The sequence below is a fragment of the Thermophilibacter mediterraneus genome, assembly GCF_900119385.1.
GTDB lineage: Bacteria > Actinomycetota > Coriobacteriia > Coriobacteriales > Atopobiaceae > Thermophilibacter > Thermophilibacter mediterraneus.
Genome location: NZ_FPKO01000009.1, coordinates 353,627 through 376,170 on the forward strand (window position 1 = coordinate 353,627; position 22,544 = coordinate 376,170).

The window sequence follows — 22,544 nt, forward strand, 5'->3', positions numbered from 1 at the left end:
GGTTTCCCACCCCAAAGCGTCCGTAACCCGCACTTTAGCCCAACTCGACCGTATAGAGCGGCTTGTACCGCGCGCCGCCGGGGTCCAGGAAGCTCCGGTAGAGCGTGACGGCACGCGCCTCGTCCGGCAACGGGAAGGCAAGGCCCTCCAGAGCCGCCTGCGGCAGGCGGGCGCGACGCGCAATCGTCACGTGAGGCAGGAAGGGCTTCTCGTCAAAGCAAAGGCCGCGGGCGAGAAGCTCCTCGCGCAGGCGCTCCGCAAGGGCCGCGAGCCCCGGGTTCTTCTCGACGCCCAGCCAAAGCGTCGCGTCGCGCCCGCGACCAAAGGTGCCGAGGCCCTCCGCCACGAGCTCCACCGGCCCCGCGCCCGCACAGGCAGCGTCGAGTGCATCCATGGCGCGGCGCGCCTCCGCCTCCCCCACCTCTCCGAGAAACGCCAGCGTGAGGTGATGGTTCCCAGGTCGAACAAAGCGCCCCTCGCAGACGGCCGAGAGGCACCGCGAGAGCGCGGCGACCTCGTCGGCGAACGCCTCCGGCAGCTCGAGCGCGACAAACGACCGCATACAGCCTCCTAGGTCAGCGGGACGTCAGCGGCATCGAGACACGGGACCGGCGAGCGTGCGATGAGGGTCTGGTCTGACGTCACCAGGTAGTCGACGCCGGCACGGCGCGCCGCGGCAATGAGCAGATCGTCCTCGAAGTCACCGTGGCCCCTACGCAGCGAAAACGCCTCCCAGACCTCCGCCGTGCCCATGGGAACGACAAGCGCCAGATGCATGATGTTGTTCAGGCAGGCCCACGCCGCCTCGTCGATCGACGCGGCGACCGAGGAGTCTATCTCGTCACCGTCGGCACGCCGCAGATCCTTGAGCGTCATCCGGAAGAGGAAGAAAAAGTCCTTGAGGACACCCTCGGTCACATAGAGCGCCACGCTCTCCCCCGCCGCAGAAATAACGATGCGCGCCGCCTGGTCGTGGCGAGACCCGCGGTCGAGGTAGTAGTCGAGCCACACGTTGGTGTCCACGAATAGCTTGAGGGGAACGCTCATGCGCAGCCCCTCTCCGTCAGACGCTCCTTCCAAGCGCGGTACCGCAGCTCGTCGTAGTCGAGCCCCTCAGCGGAGAGCGGTCCGCGCTCGGCCACGAGCGCATCAACGAGCCCGAGGGCGTCCGCGCTTTCTCGCAGCAAGAGACGCTCCCGAGAGTCGCCCTCGTCAGGCTCCCCCAGCAGACGAACGACCTCTTCGGGAGAATCGGCAAGCGCCGCCACATGCTCCCAGACGCGCCGCACGGCCTGCGTGGGCGTGAATCCTGCCCGAGCCAGAGCAGCGTCCCCGCGGCGTTTGACGTCTGCGTCTATGCGTACGTTCATCTGCGTCGTTGCCATGATTCCCTCCATGAGCTATACGAGGCTTGTATCAGTATAGCTCGTGGCGACCCAGAGGCGAAGCTTTCCTCAAAACAGAACAAGTGTTGCAGCATTTGTGACGGCCGCGCGAAAAAGGAACTTCTGTCCGGCCGGACGCTCATCATGGTCTCGCGACGGGAACAGGTGTTTGTGAAAGGGGAGCCGTGACGCACGCGTATCTCTGCATTGACCTCAAGTGCTTCTACGCGTCGGTCGAGTGCGTGGACCGCGGGTACGACCCATTCGAGGCGCGCCTCGTCGTCGCGGACCCCTCGCGCGGCGAGAAGACCATCTGCCTGGCCATATCCCCCGCAATGAAGGCGCTCGGCGTGCGCAACCGCTGCCGGGTCTTCGAGATTCCCGACGACATCGACTACGAGATGGCCTGCCCGCGCATGCGGCGCTACATGGAGGTTTCCGCGCAGATCTACGCCCTCTACCTCCGGTACTTCTCGCCGAAGGACATCCACGTGTACTCGGTCGACGAGTGCTTCGTGGACGTGGGGCCCTACCTTGCCCTCTACGGGAGGACGCCGCGCGAGCTGGCCGTCGAGCTCGTCGCGCTCGTGCGCCGCGAGACGGGAATCTGCGCCACGGCGGGCATCGGCCCCAACCTCTTTCTCGCCAAGGTGGCGCTCGACGTCACGGCAAAGCACGCCGCGGACAACATCGGGGAGCTCGACGAGGAGCGCTTCAAGTGCCTCGTCTGGCCGCACCGCCCCATCACCGACATATGGGGCATAGGGCCGGGAATCGCGCGGCGCCTCGCGGCGATGGGGGCGAGCTGCCTGGGCGAGGTTGCGCTGCTCCCCGAGGAGGCGCTCTACGACGAGTTTGGCGTCAACGCGGAGCTGCTCATCGACCATGCCTGGGGAGTCGAGCCCTGCACCATCGAGGAGATCCAGGCGTACCGGCCGCGCGCCCACTCCATCGGAAGCGGCCAGGTGCTCGCGCGGGACTACGAGTTCGAGGAGGCGCGCGTGGTGCTGCGCGAGATGGCGGACGCGCTCGTGCTCGACCTCGTGGACAAGGGCATGGCCTGCGCACACCTCTCCCTGTTCGTGGGCTATGCGCGCGAGCGTCGTCCCTGGGACGGGCAGGGCGCCCCCGAACGGGCGCAGACGTTTACCGGCGAGCACGGCACGCGCGTGGTCGGACGCGCGACGGACGGCGCGGGGGCGTCGCGCAAGCTCCCGGAGGCGACCGACTCGCGCGAGGAGCTCACCGCGCAGCTGCTCGGGCTCTTCTCGGAGACCGTCGACCCAAACCGGGCCGTCAGGCGCGTCAACATTGCCTTTGGCGCGCTCGTGCCGGTGGAGTACGCCGAGCTCTCGCTCTTCACGGACGTGGAGGCGCGGTCCGCCGAGAGGCGCCTCGCCCGGGCCACCAACGCCGTCAAACGGCGCTTCGGGAAGAACGCGCTGGTGCGAGGCATCAGCTACCGGGCCGCGGCAACGGGTCGCGAGAGAAACCAGCAGGTCGGGGGGCATCATGAGTAGCGACGCGGGGGGCGCTCCGGGGGCACGAGGCACGGCCGGCGCAGCCCGGGGCCATACGGACCGCGCGGCGCAGTTCATGCCGTTCGCGGCGCTCACCGGCTTCTACGACCTCGTGCGCGAGCAGGAGCGCACGAGGGAGCCGCGCCGTGAGGTGGGCGAGGAGCGCGCGGAGGAGATCTCCTCCGCGCTCTCGTCCCTGCGCAGGGGTGACCTCGTGCGGGTGACGCACTACGCCGACGACGCCTACGTCACGCGCGAGGGCATCGTCGCCCGCATCGAGACCGACCTTCGGATCCTGCAGGTCGTCCGGACCCGCATCCGCTTCGACGACCTCTGGGAGGTCGTGCGCCTCGATTCGTAGGGTCCCTCACGCCTGCCGGTAGTGAGCGAAGAAGTCGGCGAGGTCGCCCATGGCCTCGCGCAGCACCTCCATGCGCGGCAGATAGACGATCCTAAAGTGGTCGGGCTCCGGCCAATTGAACCCGCCGCCGCGCGTGATGAGGATGTGCTTGTCGTGCAGCAGGTCGAGGGCGAACTGCTCGTCGTCGGTGATGTTGAACTTCTTCACGTCGATCTTGGGGAAGATGTAGAAGGCGGCCTTGGGCTTGACCGCGCTGATGCCGTCGATGGCGTTGAGCGCCTCGTAGACGTAGTTGCGCTGCTCGTAGACGCGCCCGCCCGGCTCCACGTAGCGCTCCACGCTCTGATAGCCCCACAGCGCCGTCTGGACGATGGACTGAGCGGGCACGTTGGAGCACAGGCGCATGTTGGAGAGCATGTTGACGCCGTAGACGAAGTCGCGCATGCAGCGCCTGTTGCCCGAGAGGACCATCCAGCCGATGCGGTAGCCCGCGACCATGTGGGACTTGGAGAGGCCGGAGAAGGTGACACACGGGAGGTCGGGGGCGAGCGACGCGATGGACACGTGCTCGTAGCCGTCCATGCACAGCCGGTCGTAGATCTCGTCCGAGAAGATCATGAGCTGGTGGCGTCGCGCGATCCCCACGATCTGCTCGAGCACCTCGCGCGGGTAGACCGCCCCCGTGGGGTTGTTGGGGTTGATGATGACGATGGCCTTGGTGTTGCTCGTGACCTTGGACTCCATGTCGGCGAGGTCGGGGTTCCAGTCGGCCTGCTCGTCGCAGAGGTAGTGGACGGGAGTGCCTCCGGCGAGCGTGGCGCACGCGGTCCACAGCGGGTAGTCCGGGCTGGGGATGAGAATCTCGTCCCCGTTGTCGAGCAGGGCGTTCATGCAGAGCTGGATGAGCTCCGAGACACCGTTGCCGGTGTAGATCCCGTCCATGCTCACGTTGGGGAGGTGCTTGATCTGCGCGTACTGCATGATGGCCTTGCGCGCGGAGAAGAGGCCGCGCGAGTCGGAGTAGCCCTCGCACTCAGGCAGCTGCTGGCGCATATCGTAGACGACCTCGTCGGGGGTGCGAAAGCCAAACGGCGCGGGGTTGCCGATGTTGAGCTTGAGGATGCGCGTCCCCTCGTCCTCCATGCGCGCAGCCTCGTCGGCGACGGGGCCGCGAACGTCGTAGAGAACGTTGTCGAGCTTGGTGGACTTCTTGAACTCTCGCATGGTGGTGGTCCTTTCGGAAGGGGTGGTCGTAACGTGCGGGCGCGCGGTCTCAGGCCGCGCGGGAGCTCGGCGCGACGCCCCCTCCCCCGTGGAGAGCCATCCCTCGTCGACGCCCAGCACCTCCGCGAGCAGCCGGCGCACGTTCGCCCGGGGCTCGACCTTGCCGCTCACGTACTGGCTGACCTGGCTCTTGCCGAGGTGCTCGCCGCGCTCCGCCGCCAGGCGAATCAGGTCCGACTGCTTGAGGTCCTTCTCGCCCATGGTCGCGCGCAGGCGCTCCGCAAAGGTTCCGTGAGCCATGTCGCCTCCCAAAGGTTCAATTCATGTCACATCCGTGTCGCACAATTGAACCACATGTTTCCGTACAGTTCAATATGAGGCACGTCTTCGAGGATGAAATTGAACTTCAGTAACAGCGCTGCGGCACCAGAGCCATGGTCCGAGCCCAACGCACGGTTCTGCGGCGGATTCCGTGCGCGAGGGTCGGGCCAGCGCGATGGTGGCCGGACACGCTCCGACACCCTCACCGCGTTCATGGCTCTCCCTCGCCTCGGCTGCCCTATCATCTCCTAGTGTGAGCGCAGGAGCCGGCCGGAGGAAACGACATGCCCAGAGAGACCAAGCAGGCCAAGGTTGACCGAGCCGTCGAGGTGTGCCGACGTCTCGACGAGAAGTACGGTCCCGTCGAGTGCTTCCTCGACCATGCCAACCCCTTTAGGCTGACGATCGCCGTCCTGCTCTCCGCCCAGACCACCGACGCGCAGGTCAACAAGGTGACGCCGGCACTCTTCGAGCGCTTTCCCACGCCCGAGGCCATGGCCGCGGCGTCACCCGAGCAGGTCGCGGAGTACATCCACAGCCTCGGCTTCTACAAGTCGAAGGCTCGTCATTGCGTCGAGTGCGCGCAGATGATCGTCTCGGAGTTCGGCGGCGAGGTGCCGCACACGATGGAGGAGCTCACGCGCCTTCCCGGCGTGGGGCGCAAGACGGCCAACATCGTCATGAATGTGGGCTTTGGCATCGTGGAGGGCATCGCCGTCGACACGCACGTCAACCGCATAGCGCACCGACTGGCGCTCTCGCCCAAGACGCACGCGAAGGAGCCGCTCAAGACCGAGCAGGACCTGCTGCGACTGCTGCCGCGCGAGCTGTGGGGGCCCGTCAACCACCAGTGGATCCGTCACGGGCGCGACACCTGCACCGCGCGCGGGCCGAAGTGCGACGGCTGCGTCCTCGAGGACATTTGCCCGAGCGCGCACCGCTGCTAGGGGCGCCGCCGCGCGCGGACCCGAGGCCGCGGATGCGGGCGCCCCGAGCCTCCGCGCAGTCCGGGGCGCCGCGAAACGCGGGGCGCGCTAGACCAGCTTGCCCTTGCAGTGGTCGACCATGTGCTGAATCATCTGGGCGGTCCAGCCGACGTAGTCGCGGCGACGCGCCCTGAGGGAGCCGTCAACGAGCTCGTCGAAGGACACCTTGATCTTGGCGAAGCGCGTGACCTTGGAGACCTCCTCGTGCGTGAGGCAGCTCTCCTCCACCTTGGCGCCGCCCAGGCCCATGAGGATCTTGGGGTTGAACATGACGTGGACCTCGTCCTTGTCATCCTGGAAGGCAATGATGGCCTTGGTGACGCCGATCTGGTTTGCGGCCAGGCAGACCGCATCGTCGATGGAGGCGAGCGTGTCGACGAGGTCGGTCGCCACGGAGGCGTCCTCGGCGGTCGCGGGCTCGCACGGGGTGGAGAGGATGGCGTCGTCGTGCACCAGGTCCTTGATCATGTGGTTCCCTTCGATTGGGGTATGCTGCTCAGGAGATTATAGCGGGGCGGCCGAGAAGGGCGACGATTCGTGTTCAACATCGTGCTCGTGGCGCCGGAGATTCCAGCGAACACGGGGAACATAGGGCGGACCTGCGTGGTCACGGGAACGCGCCTCCACCTCGTTGAGCCGCTCGGGTTCTCGCTCGACGAGAGGTCGCTGCGTCGGGCGGGGCTCGCCTACTGGGAGAGCCTCGACGTCACGGTGCACGAGAGCTGGGACGCCCTTCTCGACGCCGCCGGGGCCGGGGCCCGCCTCCACCTTCTCACCAAGAAGGCCCGACGCACCTACGCCGAGGCGACGTATCGCGACGGCGACTACCTCGTCTTTGGCTGCGAGAGCGTGGGGCTGCCCGAGGAGCTGCTCGCCGCGCACGCACGGTGCTGCGAGCGCATCCCCATGCTTGCGGACGCCTCCTCGCTCGACAACGCCTCCAGCTGGGCGGCGCCGGGCGAGAGGGGCGGCCACGCCGCCCTTCTCGCCCAGGACGTCTGCGGCAACTTCGTGAACCCGGAGGACTACCGCATCAGCGCCCTCAACCTCTCGAACGCGGTCGCCATCGTGCTCTACGAGGCGCTGCGACAGACCGGATTCCCCGGCATGGAGTGAGCGGGTCCGCCGGGGCGTTCCCTAGAGGCGCTGCGACGCTTCAACGATTGCCAGGTAGCGAGGGTCGTCGCCGGCCAGCTCCGCCCACTCGGGGGATGTGGCCCGCTCCGCGAGGCCCCGCCTCACGAGCTCGAGCGCCTCGCTCGTCTGACGCTCCTTGTGCCTGGACCACGCCTCGCTCACCGAGCCCGGGTCGAGCTGGTCGGCGATGCGGTCGAAGAGCGGCATCCGCCCCGCCTCCGCCACGCTCGCACGAGCCTCCGCCAGCGCCTCGACGGCCCGTCCCAGCGCCTCGAGCGCACCGTCCCTCTCGCCCGCGCCCCGAAGGGTCTCGGCGAGCTCCGACTCCATGGTCACCGGGAAGAGCGGGTTTGCCCCCGCCATTCCCAGCGCGTCGTGAACGGCGAGCGCCGCCGCGGCGGCGTCGCGCGCGAACGGCGCCTCCCCGCGCATGCCGACCTCCTGCATGAGGGAGGAGAGCACGAGCCCCGCAGCCTGCAGCCGCCTGGTCTGCAGCAGGCGCACCGCGTCATCGTTGCGCCCGAGACGTCGGTAGCAGGAGGCGAGCAGCATCACCGCCGCCCCTGCGTCCTGCGCCGCGATGATGGACTCGAGCAGCGCCGCCGCACCCTCGCAGTCGCCCGCCTGAAAGAGCGTCGTGGCCTTCTGCTGCCGCGCGAGGGACAGCGTCCGCTGGTCGCAGGCGTGGTCGAGCACGCGATCGAGCAGCGAGAGCGCCTCGTCGGTCAGCTCGTCGGGATCGCAGGCCCGCGCCTCCCCGTCGTCGTGCGGAAGGGACGCCCAGCCAGTGAGCAGCGATGCGAGCATCAGCAGGAGGTTCCAGTCCGAGTAGCGCTCCGCCGCGATCCTGCCCAGCCGGTCGTGCGCCGAGGCGAGGTCGCGCCCGCCCTCCGCGTAGAGCTCCGCGTACAGCTCGCCCGCCTCGGCGTCGCTGAGTCGCGCCCTATACGAGAAGAGCTCGTCGAGCGTGAGCGAGAAGAACGCCGCTATGCGCGGGAGCAGGGTCACGTCGGGGTAGCTCTGCGACAGCTCCCACTTCGAGACGGCCGCCTTCGACACTCCCAGGTGGGTCGCCAGCTCCTCCTGGGTGATTCCCGAGCGCCTCCGCTCGCGCGCAATGACCTGACCGATGTTGATGGTTGTGCCCATGTCCATGTCCGCTCCTTAGACGACGTTGGCTTGGGGCGGCCGCCGGCTCAAGTATCCGTCCTCGCGCCGGAGGCATCAAAGGAGCGCCGGTTGACGTTTTCGCCCCGGGGTCAACCGCACGGGCCCGCCGCCCGCCGGCGCGCCCAGCGGGCGGGAGCGCGGGCGACATTTTTTCTCCTCCCTCTTGCACTGTGTATAGGTGAGTATATACTGTACTTATCGGATATACACTGTATATCCGGGGGGAGGAGCGAAGACGTCCGCGACTCCCCGGCCGCCGAGGGGGACGCCCCGGAGCGGCAAACCCCCGAGGGGACGCCCGAGGGGGCGGGAAGGAAGGAAGAGCGTGGACATCATCATCTCAAACTCGAGCGGCAAGCCCATCTACGAGCAGATCACGGACCAGATCAAAGCCGCGATCGTCAAGGGCGAGCTGGCCGAGGGCGAGCAGCTCCCCTCGATCAGGGCGCTTGCCAACAGCCTGCGCGTGAGCGCGATCACCACCAAGCGCGCCTACGCGGACCTGGAGGCAATCGGCCTCATCGAGACGGTGCAGGGCAAGGGGAGCTTCGTCGCCGGCGGCAACGCCGAGCTCATCCGGGAGGAGCAGCTGCGAGAGGTCGAGGGCCTCATGGCCCGGGCGGTCGAGCGCGGCCGCGCGATGGGCCTCTCGAACGACGAGCTCTCCGAGATGCTCGCCCTGGTACTGGAGTGACTCAGGGGGGCCGCCCCCCTGAGCCAGAAAGGACGTCACCATGAGCGCACTCATCGAGGCACGCGGCCTCACCAAGCACTACGACGGGTTCTCCCTCGAGGGCGTCAGCCTCGCCGTGGAGGAGGGCGAGGTCGTGGGCTTCATCGGCCAGAACGGTGCCGGCAAGTCAACCACCATCAAGGCCCTTCTCGGCCTCATCGGACTCGACGGCGGCGAGGGTCAGGTCCTCGGCACCCCGAGCGACGAGCTCTCCCGCCCCTCCGGCGCCTCCGTCAAGGAGCGCGTGGGCGTGGTCTTTGACACGGTGTCCCTCCCCGGCCACCTGCGCATCTCCGACGTGGGGCGCATCTACCGGAGCGCGTACGCCTCCTGGGACGCGCGCGCCTTCGACCGGCTCACGCACGAGCTCGACCTCGACCCCAGGAAGGCCGTGAAGGACCTCTCGCGCGGCATGGGCATGAAGCTCAGCCTCGCCTGCGCCCTCGCGCACGACCCGCAGGTCCTCATCCTCGACGAGGCAACGGCCGGCCTCGACCCCATGGCGCGCGACGAGGCGCTCGATCGCCTGCGCGACTTCGTGGCCCGACCCGGCCGCGCGATCCTCATGAGCAGCCACATAACGAGCGACCTCGAGCGCATCGCGGACCGCATCGTGTGCATCGACGCAGGCCGCATCGTCTTCGACCTGCCCAAGGACGTCATCACCGACGAGACGGGCATCGCGCGCTGCCGCGTGGCCGACTTCGAGCGCGTTGCCGCGAGCGGCGTCGTGCCCGAGCGCAAGCTGCGCTACCTGCGCCACGACTACGGCATCGACGTGCTCGTGCCCGACCGCTTCGCGTTTGCGGAGATGTTCCCCGACATCCCCTGCGACCGCATGACCATCGACGACTACATGGCTCTCACCCTGAAGGGCGGTGTCCGATAATGAAGCGCGCCTACCTGATCGAACTCACCATCTTCCGCGACTACGGAAAGCAGCTCTTGGCCCTCGGCTTTCTCGTTGCGGTGCTCGTGGGCTGCGGGATGCAGACCGTGCTCGCCGCCCCCTCGATCATTACCTGCATGTTCTTCATGATGGGCGCGATGGGCGCCGCCGCCTACGACGAGCAGAACGACTGGGGGCGCTTCCGCCTCACGCTGCCGCTCTCCCGCCGCGACGTGGTGCTCGGCCGCTACGGCGCCATCGTGACGCTGGGCCTGGGCGGCATGGCGGTGGGGCTGCTCGCCGCACTCGCGATCAGCGCCGTGGCCTCCGCGGTGGAGCTCCCCGGCGAGCTCTCCCAGGCGCTCGCCCTCGACGGGAACACCCTCTCCGCAATGGCGTTCGCGACAACGTTTTGCCTGCTCATCGGCTCGACCGTGGCCTCCGTCGTGACGCCGATCTACTTCCGTCTTGGCCAGACCAAGGCCACGCAGCTCCTGCCCACGATCATCGTGCTGCTCTTCGTCCTTCCCGTGGTCTTCCTCGGCAACAGCGGCCTTCTCGACGGCGCGCTGCCGGGCCTCGAGCAGATTGCGTCCTTCCTCGCCTACATCGAGACGCCCGAAGGGCTGGTCGTGGGGTGCACGGGCATGGTGGCGGCCTCCGCCGTCATCCTCGCCGCCTCCGCCGCGCTCTCCCTGCGCCTCTACGAGACCCGCGAGCTCTAGGTAGACGCGCCATGGACCTGGACCTCACCGTGCTCTTTGTCGTCGTTCTGCTCCTCGTCGTCATCCCGCTGAGAAACGCACGGCGACGGCGCTGAGGGACCCCTCCGCAGGACTGCGTCGAGCGCGGCGAGCCCTGCGGCGAGGCGCTCGGCCACGTGCTGCATGTGGCTGCCGGGACCGAGCGCCACGTCCACCCCGCAGCCCCGCTCGCGCAGGATGCTCGCGCAGGCCGCCAGGTCCTCCTCCACATGGCGAAACGGAAGCCCCGCGCGCTTCTCCTTCTTCCCCACCGAGAAGAACGCGTAGCGTCCGGAGCAGTCCGGCGCGTTCGCGCGCAGCCAGTCGATCCACCCCTCGTACCAAACCGACCCGGAGAGGCACGCGCAGGCCGTAAGGCGCGGCTCGCGCGCGAACGCGTAGAGCGCAAAGAGCCCGCCGAGCGAGTAGCCGCAGACGGCGCAGGACCCGTCTCGCAAGCCAACCTCTCCCACGAGCCTGGCGAGCGTCTCATCCGCGCGACCCCCAAAGTCCTTCTCGCCCGGACGCAGCGCGGGGGCGGGCCACGGCGTGAGGTCGTCGCCCCAGCTTCCCACCGGCACGCGCACGACGTTCGAGGCGATCCCCGCCGCCGCCTCTGCCAGGGGCAGCGGGTGCGTCACCGAGTCGATAACGTAAATGACGGGCGCCCCGGACCCCGCCGACTTGCCCGACATCGCTCCAAGACCGTCGCCCATGCGCTCCTCCCGTCGACTCCTGCGGCCTGCACCACCCCCATGATGACGAAAAGGGGATCCTCCCGCTCTCGCGTCGGGGAAACCGGATGCGAGCGGGGTCGCTCCCCCTTCACCTATAATGGGCAGCCACAGCCATCCTCGCGACGAAAGGCCCCCATGGACATCACACCGCAGGAAGTCGCCGAGACCCTCTCGATGGTCTCCGAGCAGAACCTCGACCTTCGCACCATCACGATGGGCATCTCGCTCGCGGGCTGCGCCGACGAGGACATGGGTCGCATGTGCGACAAGGTCTACGACCGCATCACCCGCACCGCCGAGCACCTCGTCGAGACCGCCGACGACCTTCAGGCGGAGTACGGCATTCCCATCGCCAACAAGCGCGTCTCGGTGACGCCGATCGCGCAGATCGCCGCGGGATGCCCGGACGAGGACCTCTCGCCGCTCGCGCACGCCATGGACCGCGCCGCCGAGTCCCTCGGCATCGACTTCATGGGCGGCTTCTCCGCGCTCGTCCAGAAGGGCATGGGCGCCACCGACCGCCGCCTCATCGCCTCGATTCCCGAGGCGCTCGCCACCACCGAGCGCGTGTGCTCCTCGCTCAACATCGCTTCAACGCGCGCGGGCATCAACATGGACGCCGTGCTGCTCTCCGCCGAGACCATCCTCGAGTGCGCCCAGCGCACCGTCGACATCGACTGCTACGGCGCCGCCAAGTTCGTGGTCTTTGCCAACATGGTCGAGGACTCCCCGTTCATGGCGGGCGCCGTTCACGGCTCCGGCGAGGCCGACGCCGTCATCAACGTGGGCGTCTCCGGCCCCGGCGTCATGGCGGCGGCGCTCGCCGAGCTGCCCGAGTCCGCGAGCCTCATGGACGTGGCCGAGAAGATCAAGCAGACCGCGTTCAAGATCACGCGCGCCGGCGAGCTCATGAGCCGCGAGGCGAGCCGTCGGCTTGGCGTGGAGAAGGGCATCGTGGACCTCTCGCTTGCGCCGACGCCCGCCGCCGGCGACTCCGTGGCCAAGATCCTCGAGATCATCGGCGTGGGCGAGTGCGGCGGCCCCGGCACCACGTGCGCGCTCGCGCTGCTCAACGACGCCGTCAAGAAGGGCGGCGTCATGGCGAGCTCGAGCGTCGGCGGCCTCTCCGGAGCCTTCATCCCCGTCTCCGAGGACGCGGGCATGATCCGCGCGGCCGTTGACGGCGCGCTCACCATCGAGAAGCTCGAGGCCATGACCTGCGTGTGCTCGGTCGGCCTGGACATGATCGCCGTTCCGGGCGACACGAGCGTGGAGGCCATCGCAGGCATCATCGCCGACGAGATGGCCATCGGCGTCATCAACACCAAGACCACCGCGGTGCGCCTCATCCCCGCCATCGGCAAGGCGGAGGGCGACATGCTCGAGTTCGGCGGCCTCTTCGGCTCCGCGCCCGTTATGCCGGTCAACCGCTTCGCGGGCAGCGTCTTCGCCCATCGCGGCGGCCGCTTCCCCGCCCCGCTCAACTCGCTCAAGAACTAGCGCGAAGGTCCGCGCGGCGGGAGGTCCTTCTCGCCGCGGGGCTCTTCTCGCTGCGGGGTCCTTCTCGCCGCCAGAACCTCACAGGTAGTTTGTCTTTCGGAAATCAGCCGACCACGCAACCTGGCCTTTCTTTGGAAATGGTCAAATAGAGAAAGACTGCCTGTGAGGTTTTCCCATCGCCGGGGCACTCTGCAGCCGAGAAGCGCCGCCGAGAGGAGCCCCCGCATCGCTAGGATCTTTCGCGCACGGGCATGAGCTGCATGTAGAGCTTTCTCCTGCGAAGGTCCTGCAGGGGCGTCGTCTCCGCGAGCTCGACGCCCAGCGCATGCGCAACCTGACTCGCAAGCAGCGTCATGCCAGACAGCGTCCTCACGGTCTCCGGGGTCGCCCTTAGCACGCAGTAGCCCAAAGAGGCCAGGATGTTCGCACGCACGGCATCCTGCCCGAGTCGCGCCCCACCAGTCGCCGCATGGAACTCATCGCTGTCATACTCGAGCGCCACCCCCGATCCCATCCCCTCGCCCTGCCAGAGGAAATCAGGCGTCACCACGTCCCTGTCGGACAGGGTCCCCCGAAACTCGGAGACGTCCAGGGCATGGTTTAGCTGCGGATGACCCAGGCCAAAGCCACCGAAGTCAATGGGAAGAGTGAGCATGAGCGCAAGCGACGTCTCCATGGGCGACGCAGACCCCTCAAGCGCAAGCCCGCAGACACGACGGGCGCGGCGCGTGCCCTGAAACTCCCCCACCTCGGCAATGGCGCACACCAGGCTGTCGGCGCTCATTAGGGGACGCACCCGATACGTTACGGGCGCCGCCGCCCCACCAAGCCGATACGTGCCCATGAACTCGCACGCAACCATCGTCGCGGCGACCAGCCGGCGAATACGCTCCCATTCCAGAGGGTGATCGATCACCGGGGAGTCGTCCAGGCCCAGATCGGCAAGCAGGTCTGCCTCCGCGTGCACGGCACTCACGTGGGCATCCAAAAGCGCGTCGAGCTTACCCTGCGCGGAGCACAGCTGAATGACCACTAGCTCGGGGCCGCTCACCAGCAGGCCGGGACAGACCTGCACGAGCGAACGCGCCGGGAGGATGCCGCTCCACACGTGAAAGCGCGCCGCCCGACCGCTGCTGCGCCCCTCCTGCCTGGGGACAATGAGCTCAACCGGACGCCTGCTCGCGCCGAGCTCAACCAGACGCTCCTCGATCCGTCCACCCCGAAAATCGCGCTGGCTCGAAACGCACGAACCGTCCCGCGGCAGAGGCCGGGCGCTCTCCGGCCAGCGGACAAGCCCCTCGACCCCACGGCGCCCCGCGGACAGCAGGCGCAAAACATCGCACGCGGACTCATGGCTCAGAAAGGCCTGCACGTCAGGCACCCCCCTCTCCAGGCCCAAAACCTCACAGGTAGTATGTCTTTCAAAAACACCCGACCCGTTTACCAGGCATTCTTCAATTCAATACACGAAAGAGAAAGACTACCTGTGAGGTTTTCGGGCGACGTGGGCAGAGGATGCCACGGGCGGCGGGGCGAGAAGAGCCGCGCGCCAGCGAGAAGAGCCGCGCGGCGGGAAGTTCTTCTCAGCCCAGGAAGCGAACCTCGGGCTCGAGGCGCACGCCGAACTGTCGCTCGACCTCGTCCTGCACGTGCCCGATCACGGCGCGCACGTCAGCCGCCGTGGCGCCGCCGACGTTGACCACGAAGCCCGCGTGCTTCTTCGAGACCGCGGCACCGCCCACCTGGTAGCCCTGCAGACCGGCGTCCATGATGAGCTTGCCGGCGAAGTGGCCCTCGGGGCGCTTGAAGGTCGAGCCCGCGCTCGGCAGGTCGAGGGGCTGCTTCTCCTCGCGCTGGCGCATGAGGTCGTCCATGGTGGAGCGGATCTTCTCGGGGTCGCCGCGCTGGAGGTCAAACGTCGCCGCCAGGACCACGAGGCCGTCGCTCGCCACGCGGCTGCGGCGATACCCCAGCTCGAGGTCGTCGGCGTCGATGGTGTCGAAGCCGCCGTCCGGCGAGACCACGCGCACGCACTTGAGGACGTCCGCCATGGAGCCGCCGTACGCCCCCGCGTTCATGAAGCACGCCCCGCCCACGGAGCCCGGAATCCCGCACGCGAACTCCAGTCCCGAGAGCCCGAGCTCGCAGGCCATCTCGGATGCCTCGCGCAGGTCGACGCCCGCCTGGCAGGTCATCTCGGTGCCGTCCACGGACACGCCGACGAGGCCGTCGGCGACGGCCACGACCACGCCTCGGTAGCCCTCGTCGGACACCAGCAGGTCCGAGCCGCGCCCCAGGACAAACCGCTCGACGCCCGCCTCGTCGCAGGCGCGCAGCACGTCGCGCACCTCCTCGAAGTCCTCGGGAATCACGTAGAGGTCTGCCGGGCCGCCCACCTCGAAGGTGGTGTGCTCGCTCATCGGCTCCGCCTCGAGCACGTTGTCCTCGCCCACGATCGAGCGCAGGCGCCAGGCAAGGGGTTCTCGGCCGGTATCGCTGTCGGACATGGCTTCCTTTCGATGCTTCGCTGGGCATCGTAAGTATAGCAGCGCCCAGCCGCCCGATTCGTGCTACACTCGCCCTGTCAGTTTCAGGGCGGGGTGAAAGTCCCCACTGGCGGTAACGGGAGGCCGAGGCTCGAGCCTGCCCCCGAAGTCCGCGACCCGCAAAAAAGGCGGCTGACCCGGTGAGAGTCCGGGACCAACGGTCACAGTCCGGATGGAAGAAACGGAGGCCAGACATGGCTATCTCCACCCATGCATCAGGTTCGTCGCACGACACGCACGCCACCACCGCCGGGGGCGCGTGGTCCACGAGGCGCATCGCGACGACCGCGCTCTTCTGCGCGCTCGCGTTCGTGCTCACCTTCGTGGAGATTCCCATCTTCCCGCCCGCACCCTGGCTCATGTACGACCCGTCGGGCATCGTCGCGTTTGTCGCCGCCCTCGCCTTCGGTCCGAGCACGGGCGTCATCGTCGTCGTGCTGCCGTGGGTGCTCAAGACCCTCTTCACGTTCAACGTCTGGGGGCACGTGATGGCCATCGTCGCGGGCCTCGCGCTCTGCGTCCCCGCCGCCCTCGTCGCGCGCCGCGTCAGCGGGACACGCGGACTCGCCCTCGGCATGGTCGTCGGCGCCGCCTGCGCCCTCGCGGCCTGCATCGCGGGCAACATCGTCGTGACGCCGCTCTACACCGCCGTCTCCACGGCCGACGTCATCGCCATGATCGTGCCGATCCTGCTGCCGTTCAACGCGCTCAAGATCGTCATCAACTGCGTCGTGACGGCGCTCATCCAGCGGCCCGTCGCGCAGGTGGTCTCCCGCTAGCGGGGCGGCACATGACCGTCCCGCCCACCCCCATACGCCTCTCCCACGTGAGCCTCGTTTACGAGGGCGGCGTCACCGCCCTCGACGACGTCTCCCTCACGATCGCGCGCGGCGAGCGGGTCTGCGTCCTCGGCGCCAACGGGTCGGGAAAGTCCACGCTCGCCTCGGTCGTCTGCGGTCTGCTCGCCCCGGACGAGGGCGAGGTCGAGCTCGTCGGCGAGCGCGTGTGCTCGGACGGCGCCCCGGACATCGAGGCGTACCGGCGCGCGAGGCGCTCGCTCGGGCTCGTCTTCCAGAACCCCGACGACCAGATCGTCACGAGCGTCGTGGAGGACGACGTTGCGTTCGGCCCCGAGAACCTCGGGGTCCCACGCGACCAGATCGCGGAGCGCGTCGCCCGCGAGCTGCACCGCGTTGCCCTCGACGACTACGCGAAGGCCGATCCCTCCCGCCTCTCGGGCGGGCAGAAGCAGCGCGTCGCCATCGCCGGCGCGCTTGCCATGGAGCCCGCCGTGCTCGTGCTCGACGAGCCGGGCTCGCTCCTCGACGTGCGCGGGCGCTCCGCCATCCTGCGCGTGATGGGGCGCCTCGCCCGGACGGGCACCACGCTCGTCCACGTGACCCACTTCATGGAGGAGGCCGTCGAGGCCGACCGCGTCATCGTGCTCGACCGCGGGCGCATCGTCCTCCAGGGCACGCCCGACGAGGTCTTCACGCACGGCCCCGGGCTCGCCGGGCTCGGCCTCGAGGTCCCCTTCGCCGCGCGCCTCTCCCAGCGCCTCGGCCTCCCCTGGACCTGCGACGAGCGCACCCTCCTCCGTGAATTGGGGCCGGGCCCCGATTCACGGAAGCCCTTTGCGCTCTCTGGATCCGGCACCAAGCGTGTGCGTGAGCCGGGACCGGACCCCGTTTTGCAGGTCGAGCGCGTGTCCTTCTCGTATGACGGGCGGACGCGGGCGCTCGAGGACGTCTCGTTTGCGGTCCCCCGCGGCACCTCGACGGCCATCATCGGCCAGACCGGCTCGGGCAAGTCGACGCTGCTGCGACTGCTCTGCGGGCTCGAGACGCCCGACGCCGGCCGCGTGGTCGTCGGAGGAAACGACACGCGGACCCGCCGCGGGCGCAAGGCCGCGCGCCGGGCCGTGGGATACGTCATGCAGCACCCCGAGCGCCAGCTCTTCGCCGAGTCCGTGGAGAAGGACGTGGCGTTTGGCCCCCGCAACCTTCGCCTCCCCGAGGACGAGGTCGACCGTCGCGTGAACGCCGCCCTCGAGCTCGTCGGGCTCGAGGGGAGGCGCTCGGCGTCCCCGTTCACGCTCTCCGGCGGACAGCGCCGCCTCTGCGCGCTCGCGGGCATCCTCGCGATGGAGCCCGAGGTCCTCATCCTCGACGAGCCGACCGCAGGACTCGACCCGCGGGGCCGCGCCCTGCTCCGGCGCGTCCTCGAGCGCCTGCGCGAGCTCGGCATCACCCTCGTCCAGGTCACGCACTCGATGGAGGACGCCGCGCGCGCCGACCGAGTCGTCGCGCTCGACCAGTCGCGCCTCGTCACCGTCGGCACCCCGCGCGAGGTCTTCTCACGCGACAACGAGGAGCGTCTCTCCCGAGGCGGCCTCGGCATCCCCCGCTCCCTGCGCGTCGCGCGAGAGCTCGAGCGGCGCGGCTGGCCCTCGCTCGGGGACCCCCTCACCACCGACCAGCTCGTCGGCGCCCTGGGCGAGCGCGGCCTCCCCCTCCCTTCCCGCGGAGGTGAGCCCTGATGGCGCTTCGCATCTCGATCGGACAGTACTACGCGGCCGACTCGCCCGTCCACGCGCTCGACGCGCGCGTCAAGCTCTGGTGCGTGCTCGCCACCCTCGTCGCGATCTTCTGCGCGGCGGGGCCGGCCCAGCTCGCGCTCGCGCTCGCCTTCGTCGCCGCGCTGCTCGTCGCGGCGCGCGTTCCGGCCGGCCGCGTCCTGGCCTCGATCAGGCCGCTCATGGTCTTTCTCGCCGTCCTCTCGCTCTTCAACCTGCTCTTCGTGAGGACGGGGGAGGTCGTGGCGTCCCTGGGACCGCTCAGCGTGACCGCGGGGGGCGTCTCGGCCGCGGTGATCTACACGGCGCGCTTCGCCCTCGCACTCGTGACGGGCTCGATCGTCATGCTCACGACCACCCCCACGCAGCTCGCGGACGCCTTCGACCGCATGCTCTCCCCCCTCTCGCGCATCGGCCTGCCCGGCCACGAGATCGCCATGGTCTTCTCGCTCATGATGCGCTTCGTCCCCACCCTCGCCGACGAGGCCTCGGCGATCATCGACGCCCAGTCCCTGCGAGGCGGCGCCTTCGACGAGGGCGGCCCCGTCCGGCGCGTCCGCTCGATCGTCCCCGTGGTGGTGGCCCTGCTCGCCAGCGGCCTGCGCCACGCCGACGGGCTCTCGCGCGCGCTCGACGCCCGCTGCTACGAGGGGGGCTCCGGCAGGACGCACCTCCACGAGCCGAGCATCGGCCCTCGCGAGCTTATCGCCGCGGCGCTGACCGCCGCCTTCGTCGCCCTCCTCGCCCTCCTCGGGGCCCTCGCATAGCGTGCGCCGCGCAACACCACGCGATTAGACCTCCCCAGCCGGGTGAGCGGTCGCGATTTTGCCGTAGAATACAAGGTACGTATACGCTCCTTACGGCACCTCAGGAGGTAGCAGCGCATGGTTTCTCGCATCTATGTGGAGAAGAGGCCCGGATTTGACGGCGAGGCCACGTCCCTCGAGCGCGAGCTGAAGACGCTCCTTGGCATCGGCTCCCTTGACAACCTGCGGCTCATTAACCGCTACGACGTGGAGGGCATCTCGCCCGAGCTCTTCGAGCGCTGCGTGCCCACGGTCTTCTCTGAGCCCCAGACCGACGTCGCCACCACCAGGATGCCCGAGGTCGCCGAGGGGGCCGTCGTCTTTGCCGTGGAGTTTCTCCCGGGTCAGTTCGACCAGCGCGCCGACTCGGCCAGCGAGTGCATTCAACTCATCAGCCAGGGCGAGCGCCCGATCGTGCGCTCCGCGACCGTCTACGTGCTCGAGGGCGCACTGAGCCCCGATGACGTCGCCGCGATCAAGCACTACGTCATCAACCCCGTGGAGGCGCGCGAGGCATCGCTCGACGAGCGCGCGACGCTGCGCCAGGACTACCCCGAGCCCGCGGACGTCGAGGTCCTCGACGGCTTCCTGGAGCTCGGCCAGGACGAGCTCCAGGCCTTCATCGACGAGCGCGGCCTGGCCATGGACCTCGCGGACATCACCTTCTGCCAGAGCTACTTCTCCCACGAGGGCCGCGTTCCCACGATCACCGAGATCAAGATGATCGACACCTACTGGTCAGACCACTGCCGCCACACCACCTTCGGCACGGCGCTCGGGCACATCCAGTTCGACGACCCGGTCGTCCACGAGGCCTTCGAGCGCTACCTCGAGATGCGCCACGAGCTCGGGCGCGACGACAAGCCCGTCTGCCTCATGGACATGGGCACCATCGGCGCCAAGTGGCTGAAGCACACCGGCAGGCTCAAGAACCTCGACGAATCCGAGGAGATCAACGCCTGCACCGTCAAGGCCAAGGTCGACGTCAACGGCACCGACGAGGACTGGCTGTTCCTCTTCAAGAACGAGACCCACAACCACCCCACCGAGATCGAGCCCTTCGGCGGCGCGGCGACCTGCATCGGCGGCGCCATCCGCGACCCGCTCTCGGGCCGCAGCTACGTCTACCAGGCCATGCGCGTGACCGGCGCCGCCGACCCCACCGTCCCGGTCTCCGAGACCATGACGGGCAAGCTCCCGCAGCGCAAGCTCGTGACCACCGCCGCCGCCGGCTACTCGAGCTACGGCAACCAGATCGGCCTCGCCACCGGGCAGGTCAGCGAGCTCTACCACCCCGGCTACGTTGCGAAGCGCATGGAGATCGGGGCCGTCGTGGGCGCCACGCCCGCGAGCCACGTGCGTCGCGAGTGCCCCGCGCCCGGCGACAAGATCGTGCTCCTGGGTGGCCGCACCGGCCGCGACGGCATCGGCGGGGCCACCGGCTCCTCCAAGGCGCACAACGTCGAGTCCCTCGAGAAGGACGGCGCCGAGGTCCAGAAGGGCAACGCGCCCATCGAGCGCAAGCTCCAGCGCCTCTTCCGCCGCGAGGACGCGTGCCGCCTCATCAAGCGCTGCAACGACTTCGGCGCGGGCGGCGTCTCGGTCGCCATCGGCGAGCTCGCCGACGGCCTCGATATCGACCTCGACCTCGTGCCCAAGAAGTACGAGGGCCTCGACGGCACCGAGCTCGCCATCTCCGAGAGCCAGGAGCGCATGGCCGTGGCGCTTGCCGAGAAGGACGTCGACGAGTTCATGCGCTACGCCCACGAGGAGAACCTCGAGGCCACCGTCGTCGCGACCGTCACCGAGGAGCCCCGCCTGCGCATGAGCTGGCGCGGCAGGACCATCGTCGACGTGAGCCGCGAGTTCCTCTCGTCCAACGGCGCCCCCAAGACCACCTCGGTGCGCGTCAAGCAGCCCCAGGAGTTCGAGCACACCTGGGCCGGCTCCACCGTGACGGAGAAGATGCGCTCGCTCGTGACCGACCTCAACGTCGCCTCCAACAAGGGCCTCTCCGAGCGCTTCGACTCCACCATCGGCGCCGCCACGGTCCTCATGCCGTTCGGCGGTCGCACGCAGCTCACGCCGAGCATGGCCATGGTCGCCAAGCTCCCCGTCGACGGGGAGACCACCACGTGCTCCGGCATGGCGTGGGGCTTCAACCCCTACCTCATGAGCGCCAACTGCTTCACCGGCGCCTACCTCTCCGTCGTCGAGTCCGTAAGCCGCATGGTTGCGGCCGGCTTCGAGCACGAGAGCCTCTACCTCACCTTCCAGGAGTACTTCGAGCGCCTGCGCGACGTCCCCTCCCGCTGGGGCAAGCCCACCGCTGCGCTGCTCGGAGCCCTCATGGCCCAGGTCGACCTCGGTATTGCCTCCATCGGCGGCAAGGACTCCATGTCCGGCAGCTTCGAGGACCTCGACGTGCCCCCCACCCTCGTCTCCTTTGCCACGGGCCTCGGCACGGTCGGCCGCGTCACCTCCCCCGAGTTCAAGGGCGCCGGTCACCGCATCCTCGTGGTGGTGCCCGACTACGCCGACGACGGCCTCACGCCCGACCCCGAGGCGCTTCTCGCCGCTTTCTCGCTGGTCGAGGGCATCGTTGCCGACGGTCACGCGCTCGCCGTCTCGACGCCCGGCTACGGTGGCGCCGCGGAGGCCCTCTTCAAGATGTGCGTCGGCAACCGGATCGGACTCGAGGTCGCCCCCGCGTTCGGGTCGGACGCCCTGTTCTGCCCGTCCTACGGCAGCTTCCTCGTCGAGCTCTCCGATGACGCCGAGCTGCCCGTCGCGCCCGAGGGCGTGACGGTCTCCGTTTTCGGCGCGACCACGCAGGACTACCTCCTCACCGTCGCCGGCGAGACCATGGACCTCGCCGAGCTCCAAGAGGCCTGGGAGGGCGCGCTCGAGTCCGTCTTCCCGTACCGCGCGGAGGGCGAGCGGGTCGAGGCCGTGTCCTTCGACCTCGCCGCCGCCGGCAAGAGCCGCCCGGCGCCCTCCGTCCGCGTGGCGCGCCCGCGCGTCGTGATTCCCGTCTTCCCCGGAACCAACTGCGAGTACGACACCGCTCACGCCTTCGAGCGCGCCGGTGCCGTGGCCGACGTCTTCGTGGTCAACAACCTCACGCCCGAGGCCGTGGCCGAGAGCACCCGCGAGCTCGCCCGCCGCATCCGCGAGAGCCAGATCGTCATGATCCCCGGCGGCTTCTCCGGCGGCGACGAGCCCGACGGCTCCGCCAAGTTTATCACGGCCTTCTTCCGCGCCCCCGAGGTCACCGAGGCGGTTCGCGAGCTGCTCCAGGCGCGCGACGGCCTCATGCTCGGCATCTGCAACGGCTTCCAGGCCCTCATTAAGCTGGGGCTCGTGCCCTACGGTGACATCCGCCCGATGGATGACGCCTGCCCCACGCTCACCTTCAACACCATCGGCCGTCACCAGAGCCGCCTCGTGCGCACCCGCGTCGCCTCGACCCTCTCGCCGTGGCTCTCCAAGTGCGAGGTCGGCGACGTCCACAACATCGCGATCTCTCACGGCGAGGGCCGCTTTGTGGCCTCCGACGCCCTGCTCGCGCAGCTGATCGAGAGCGGTCAGGTCGCCACGCAGTACGTGGGCGAGGACGGCGTTCCGAGCATGTCTCTCGACGTCAACCCCAACGGCTCCGTTCTTGCCATCGAGGGCATCACCTCGCCGGACGGCCGCGTCCTCGGCAAGATGGGCCACACCGAGCGCTCCGGCGCCGGGCTCTACAAGAACGTGCCGGGCAACGCGTACCAGCCGCTCATCGAGGGCGGCGTGGCGTACTTCACGGCATAGCCTGACGGCAGGGCTGGCTGCGCCCGAGCTTCTCACCGGCTCACTGGCTTCGCCAGAAGTCGCCGGTCGAGAAGCCCGGGCGCAGCTGCGTGCAGGTC

The 22,544-nt window shown here is 68.9% G+C and carries 21 protein-coding genes and 1 riboswitch; of the genes, 12 read left to right on the forward strand and 9 right to left on the reverse strand.

Features of this window, described 5'->3' with window-relative positions:
- Window positions 1-34 precede the first annotated feature (34 nt).
- Genes thpR through BQ7106_RS06470 form a run of 3 tightly spaced genes read right to left on the reverse strand, consistent with a single transcriptional unit; the run spans window position 35 to window position 1,385 of the window.
- A complete protein-coding gene (gene thpR / locus BQ7106_RS06460) occupies window positions 35-562 on the reverse strand; it encodes an RNA 2',3'-cyclic phosphodiesterase (RefSeq protein WP_072373200.1) in 528 nt (175 codons plus the stop codon).
- Window positions 563-570: 8 nt separating this feature from the next.
- Entirely contained in the window at window positions 571-1,047 is a 477-nt protein-coding gene (locus tag BQ7106_RS06465; RefSeq protein WP_072373203.1) for a type II toxin-antitoxin system VapC family toxin, read from the reverse strand.
- On the reverse strand, window positions 1,044-1,385 hold the full coding sequence (locus BQ7106_RS06470) for a type II toxin-antitoxin system RelB/DinJ family antitoxin (protein WP_072373206.1): 342 nt from the start codon (window positions 1,383-1,385) through the stop codon (window positions 1,044-1,046). The genes BQ7106_RS06465 and BQ7106_RS06470 overlap by 4 nt, the downstream gene beginning before the upstream one ends.
- 185 nt (window positions 1,386-1,570) lie before the next feature.
- On the opposite strand from BQ7106_RS06470, the gene BQ7106_RS06475 reads away from it, so the two are divergent.
- Together BQ7106_RS06475 and BQ7106_RS06480 are read left to right on the forward strand one after the other, a co-directional pair.
- A complete protein-coding gene (locus BQ7106_RS06475) occupies window positions 1,571-2,905 on the forward strand; it encodes a Y-family DNA polymerase (protein ID WP_072373210.1) in 1,335 nt (444 codons plus the stop codon).
- The gene (locus BQ7106_RS06480; protein WP_072373213.1) at window positions 2,898-3,266 is read left to right on the forward strand and encodes a hypothetical protein; all 369 of its coding nucleotides are present in this window, start codon (window positions 2,898-2,900) and stop codon (window positions 3,264-3,266) included. The genes BQ7106_RS06475 and BQ7106_RS06480 overlap by 8 nt, the downstream gene beginning before the upstream one ends.
- Before the next feature lie 6 nt (window positions 3,267-3,272).
- Here the strand turns inward: BQ7106_RS06480 and BQ7106_RS06485 are convergent, their stop codons facing one another.
- The gene (locus BQ7106_RS06485; RefSeq protein ID WP_072373216.1) at window positions 3,273-4,790 is read right to left on the reverse strand and encodes an aminotransferase class I/II-fold pyridoxal phosphate-dependent enzyme; all 1,518 of its coding nucleotides are present in this window, start codon (window positions 4,788-4,790) and stop codon (window positions 3,273-3,275) included.
- Window positions 4,791-5,095: 305 nt separating this feature from the next.
- Here BQ7106_RS06485 and nth point away from each other — a divergent pair, with 305 nt between their 5' ends.
- Window positions 5,096-5,758, forward strand: a complete 663-nt coding sequence (gene nth / locus BQ7106_RS06490) for an endonuclease III (protein ID WP_072373219.1) — start codon at window positions 5,096-5,098, stop codon at window positions 5,756-5,758.
- 87 nt (window positions 5,759-5,845) lie between these two features.
- Here nth and BQ7106_RS06495 read toward each other — a convergent pair whose 3' ends face one another.
- On the reverse strand, window positions 5,846-6,265 hold the full coding sequence (locus BQ7106_RS06495) for a peptide deformylase (RefSeq protein ID WP_072373222.1): 420 nt from the start codon (window positions 6,263-6,265) through the stop codon (window positions 5,846-5,848).
- A gap of 69 nt (window positions 6,266-6,334) precedes the next feature.
- On the opposite strand from BQ7106_RS06495, the gene BQ7106_RS06500 reads away from it, so the two are divergent.
- A complete protein-coding gene (locus BQ7106_RS06500) occupies window positions 6,335-6,913 on the forward strand; it encodes a TrmH family RNA methyltransferase (protein WP_072373225.1) in 579 nt (192 codons plus the stop codon).
- Window positions 6,914-6,934: 21 nt separating this feature from the next.
- On the opposite strand, the gene BQ7106_RS06505 is transcribed toward BQ7106_RS06500, so the two are convergent.
- A complete protein-coding gene (locus BQ7106_RS06505) occupies window positions 6,935-8,089 on the reverse strand; it encodes a helix-turn-helix domain-containing protein (protein WP_240307449.1) in 1,155 nt (384 codons plus the stop codon).
- A gap of 340 nt (window positions 8,090-8,429) precedes the next feature.
- On the opposite strand from BQ7106_RS06505, the gene BQ7106_RS06510 reads away from it, so the two are divergent.
- The 3 genes from BQ7106_RS06510 to BQ7106_RS06520 are packed head-to-tail and all read left to right on the forward strand — an operon-like array spanning window position 8,430 to window position 10,451.
- Window positions 8,430-8,798 (forward strand): GntR family transcriptional regulator, encoded by a 369-nt coding sequence (locus tag BQ7106_RS06510; RefSeq protein ID WP_072373228.1) that lies wholly within the window; start codon window positions 8,430-8,432, stop codon window positions 8,796-8,798.
- A 40-nt stretch (window positions 8,799-8,838) separates the two neighbouring features.
- The gene (locus BQ7106_RS06515; protein ID WP_072373231.1) at window positions 8,839-9,726 is read left to right on the forward strand and encodes an ABC transporter ATP-binding protein; all 888 of its coding nucleotides are present in this window, start codon (window positions 8,839-8,841) and stop codon (window positions 9,724-9,726) included.
- On the forward strand, window positions 9,726-10,451 hold the full coding sequence (locus BQ7106_RS06520) for an ABC-2 transporter permease (RefSeq protein WP_072373234.1): 726 nt from the start codon (window positions 9,726-9,728) through the stop codon (window positions 10,449-10,451). Before BQ7106_RS06515 ends, BQ7106_RS06520 begins: the two co-directional genes overlap by 1 nt.
- Here the strand turns inward: BQ7106_RS06520 and BQ7106_RS06525 are convergent.
- Window positions 10,448-11,185 (reverse strand): alpha/beta hydrolase, encoded by a 738-nt coding sequence (locus tag BQ7106_RS06525; protein ID WP_072373238.1) that lies wholly within the window; start codon window positions 11,183-11,185, stop codon window positions 10,448-10,450. The genes BQ7106_RS06520 and BQ7106_RS06525 overlap by 4 nt on opposite strands.
- A gap of 156 nt (window positions 11,186-11,341) precedes the next feature.
- Here BQ7106_RS06525 and BQ7106_RS06530 point away from each other — a divergent pair, with 156 nt between their 5' ends.
- Entirely contained in the window at window positions 11,342-12,706 is a 1,365-nt protein-coding gene (locus BQ7106_RS06530) for a PFL family protein (RefSeq protein WP_072373241.1), read from the forward strand.
- Between the two features lie 229 nt (window positions 12,707-12,935).
- On the opposite strand, the gene BQ7106_RS06535 is transcribed toward BQ7106_RS06530, so the two are convergent.
- Window positions 12,936-14,087 carry a hypothetical protein gene (locus tag BQ7106_RS06535; protein ID WP_072373245.1) on the reverse strand — a complete coding sequence of 384 codons (1,152 nt, stop codon included), beginning with the start codon at window positions 14,085-14,087 and terminating at the stop codon, window positions 12,936-12,938.
- Window positions 14,088-14,289: 202 nt separating this feature from the next.
- The gene (gene murB, locus BQ7106_RS06540; protein WP_072373249.1) at window positions 14,290-15,213 is read right to left on the reverse strand and encodes a UDP-N-acetylmuramate dehydrogenase; all 924 of its coding nucleotides are present in this window, start codon (window positions 15,211-15,213) and stop codon (window positions 14,290-14,292) included.
- Between the two features lie 75 nt (window positions 15,214-15,288).
- A riboswitch (FMN riboswitch) is annotated at window positions 15,289-15,440 on the forward strand.
- Between the two features lie 6 nt (window positions 15,441-15,446).
- On the opposite strand from murB, the gene BQ7106_RS06545 reads away from it, so the two are divergent.
- The 4 genes from BQ7106_RS06545 to BQ7106_RS06560 all read left to right on the forward strand — a co-directional run bounded on the left by BQ7106_RS06545 (window position 15,447) and on the right by BQ7106_RS06560 (window position 22,446).
- Complete coding sequence (locus tag BQ7106_RS06545; RefSeq protein WP_072373252.1) at window positions 15,447-16,031, forward strand: ECF transporter S component; 585 nt, start codon at window positions 15,447-15,449, stop codon at window positions 16,029-16,031.
- Between the two features lie 11 nt (window positions 16,032-16,042).
- Window positions 16,043-17,791, forward strand: a complete 1,749-nt coding sequence (locus tag BQ7106_RS06550) for an ABC transporter ATP-binding protein (RefSeq protein WP_072373255.1) — start codon at window positions 16,043-16,045, stop codon at window positions 17,789-17,791.
- Complete coding sequence (locus BQ7106_RS06555; protein ID WP_072373259.1) at window positions 17,791-18,594, forward strand: energy-coupling factor transporter transmembrane component T family protein; 804 nt, start codon at window positions 17,791-17,793, stop codon at window positions 18,592-18,594. The genes BQ7106_RS06550 and BQ7106_RS06555 overlap by 1 nt, the downstream gene beginning before the upstream one ends.
- A 117-nt stretch (window positions 18,595-18,711) precedes the next feature.
- Window positions 18,712-22,446 (forward strand): phosphoribosylformylglycinamidine synthase, encoded by a 3,735-nt coding sequence (locus tag BQ7106_RS06560; protein ID WP_072373262.1) that lies wholly within the window; start codon window positions 18,712-18,714, stop codon window positions 22,444-22,446.
- The last annotated feature ends 98 nt before the right edge of the window (window positions 22,447-22,544 follow it).

What these genes read in the sequence shown, in the direction of transcription:
- nth (WP_072373219.1), top strand. Translation starts at nt 5,096, where the DNA reads ATGCCCAGAGAGACCAAGCAGGCCAAGGTTGACCGAGCCGTCGAGGTG.
- BQ7106_RS06550 (WP_072373255.1), top strand. Translation starts at nt 16,043, where the DNA reads ATGACCGTCCCGCCCACCCCCATACGCCTCTCCCACGTGAGCCTCGTT.
- thpR (WP_072373200.1), bottom strand. Translation starts at nt 562, where the DNA reads ATGCGGTCGTTTGTCGCGCTCGAGCTGCCGGAGGCGTTCGCCGACGAG.
- BQ7106_RS06465 (WP_072373203.1), bottom strand. Translation starts at nt 1,047, where the DNA reads ATGAGCGTTCCCCTCAAGCTATTCGTGGACACCAACGTGTGGCTCGAC.
- BQ7106_RS06470 (WP_072373206.1), bottom strand. Translation starts at nt 1,385, where the DNA reads ATGGCAACGACGCAGATGAACGTACGCATAGACGCAGACGTCAAACGC.
- BQ7106_RS06555 (WP_072373259.1), top strand. Translation starts at nt 17,791, where the DNA reads ATGGCGCTTCGCATCTCGATCGGACAGTACTACGCGGCCGACTCGCCC.
- BQ7106_RS06560 (WP_072373262.1), top strand. Translation starts at nt 18,712, where the DNA reads ATGGTTTCTCGCATCTATGTGGAGAAGAGGCCCGGATTTGACGGCGAG.
- murB (WP_072373249.1), bottom strand. Translation starts at nt 15,213, where the DNA reads ATGTCCGACAGCGATACCGGCCGAGAACCCCTTGCCTGGCGCCTGCGC.
- BQ7106_RS06495 (WP_072373222.1), bottom strand. Translation starts at nt 6,265, where the DNA reads ATGATCAAGGACCTGGTGCACGACGACGCCATCCTCTCCACCCCGTGC.
- BQ7106_RS06520 (WP_072373234.1), top strand. Translation starts at nt 9,726, where the DNA reads ATGAAGCGCGCCTACCTGATCGAACTCACCATCTTCCGCGACTACGGA.
- BQ7106_RS06515 (WP_072373231.1), top strand. Translation starts at nt 8,839, where the DNA reads ATGAGCGCACTCATCGAGGCACGCGGCCTCACCAAGCACTACGACGGG.
- BQ7106_RS06545 (WP_072373252.1), top strand. Translation starts at nt 15,447, where the DNA reads ATGGCTATCTCCACCCATGCATCAGGTTCGTCGCACGACACGCACGCC.
- BQ7106_RS06530 (WP_072373241.1), top strand. Translation starts at nt 11,342, where the DNA reads ATGGACATCACACCGCAGGAAGTCGCCGAGACCCTCTCGATGGTCTCC.
- BQ7106_RS06525 (WP_072373238.1), bottom strand. Translation starts at nt 11,185, where the DNA reads ATGGGCGACGGTCTTGGAGCGATGTCGGGCAAGTCGGCGGGGTCCGGG.
- BQ7106_RS06480 (WP_072373213.1), top strand. Translation starts at nt 2,898, where the DNA reads ATGAGTAGCGACGCGGGGGGCGCTCCGGGGGCACGAGGCACGGCCGGC.
- BQ7106_RS06505 (WP_240307449.1), bottom strand. Translation starts at nt 8,089, where the DNA reads ATGGACATGGGCACAACCATCAACATCGGTCAGGTCATTGCGCGCGAG.
- BQ7106_RS06485 (WP_072373216.1), bottom strand. Translation starts at nt 4,790, where the DNA reads ATGGCTCACGGAACCTTTGCGGAGCGCCTGCGCGCGACCATGGGCGAG.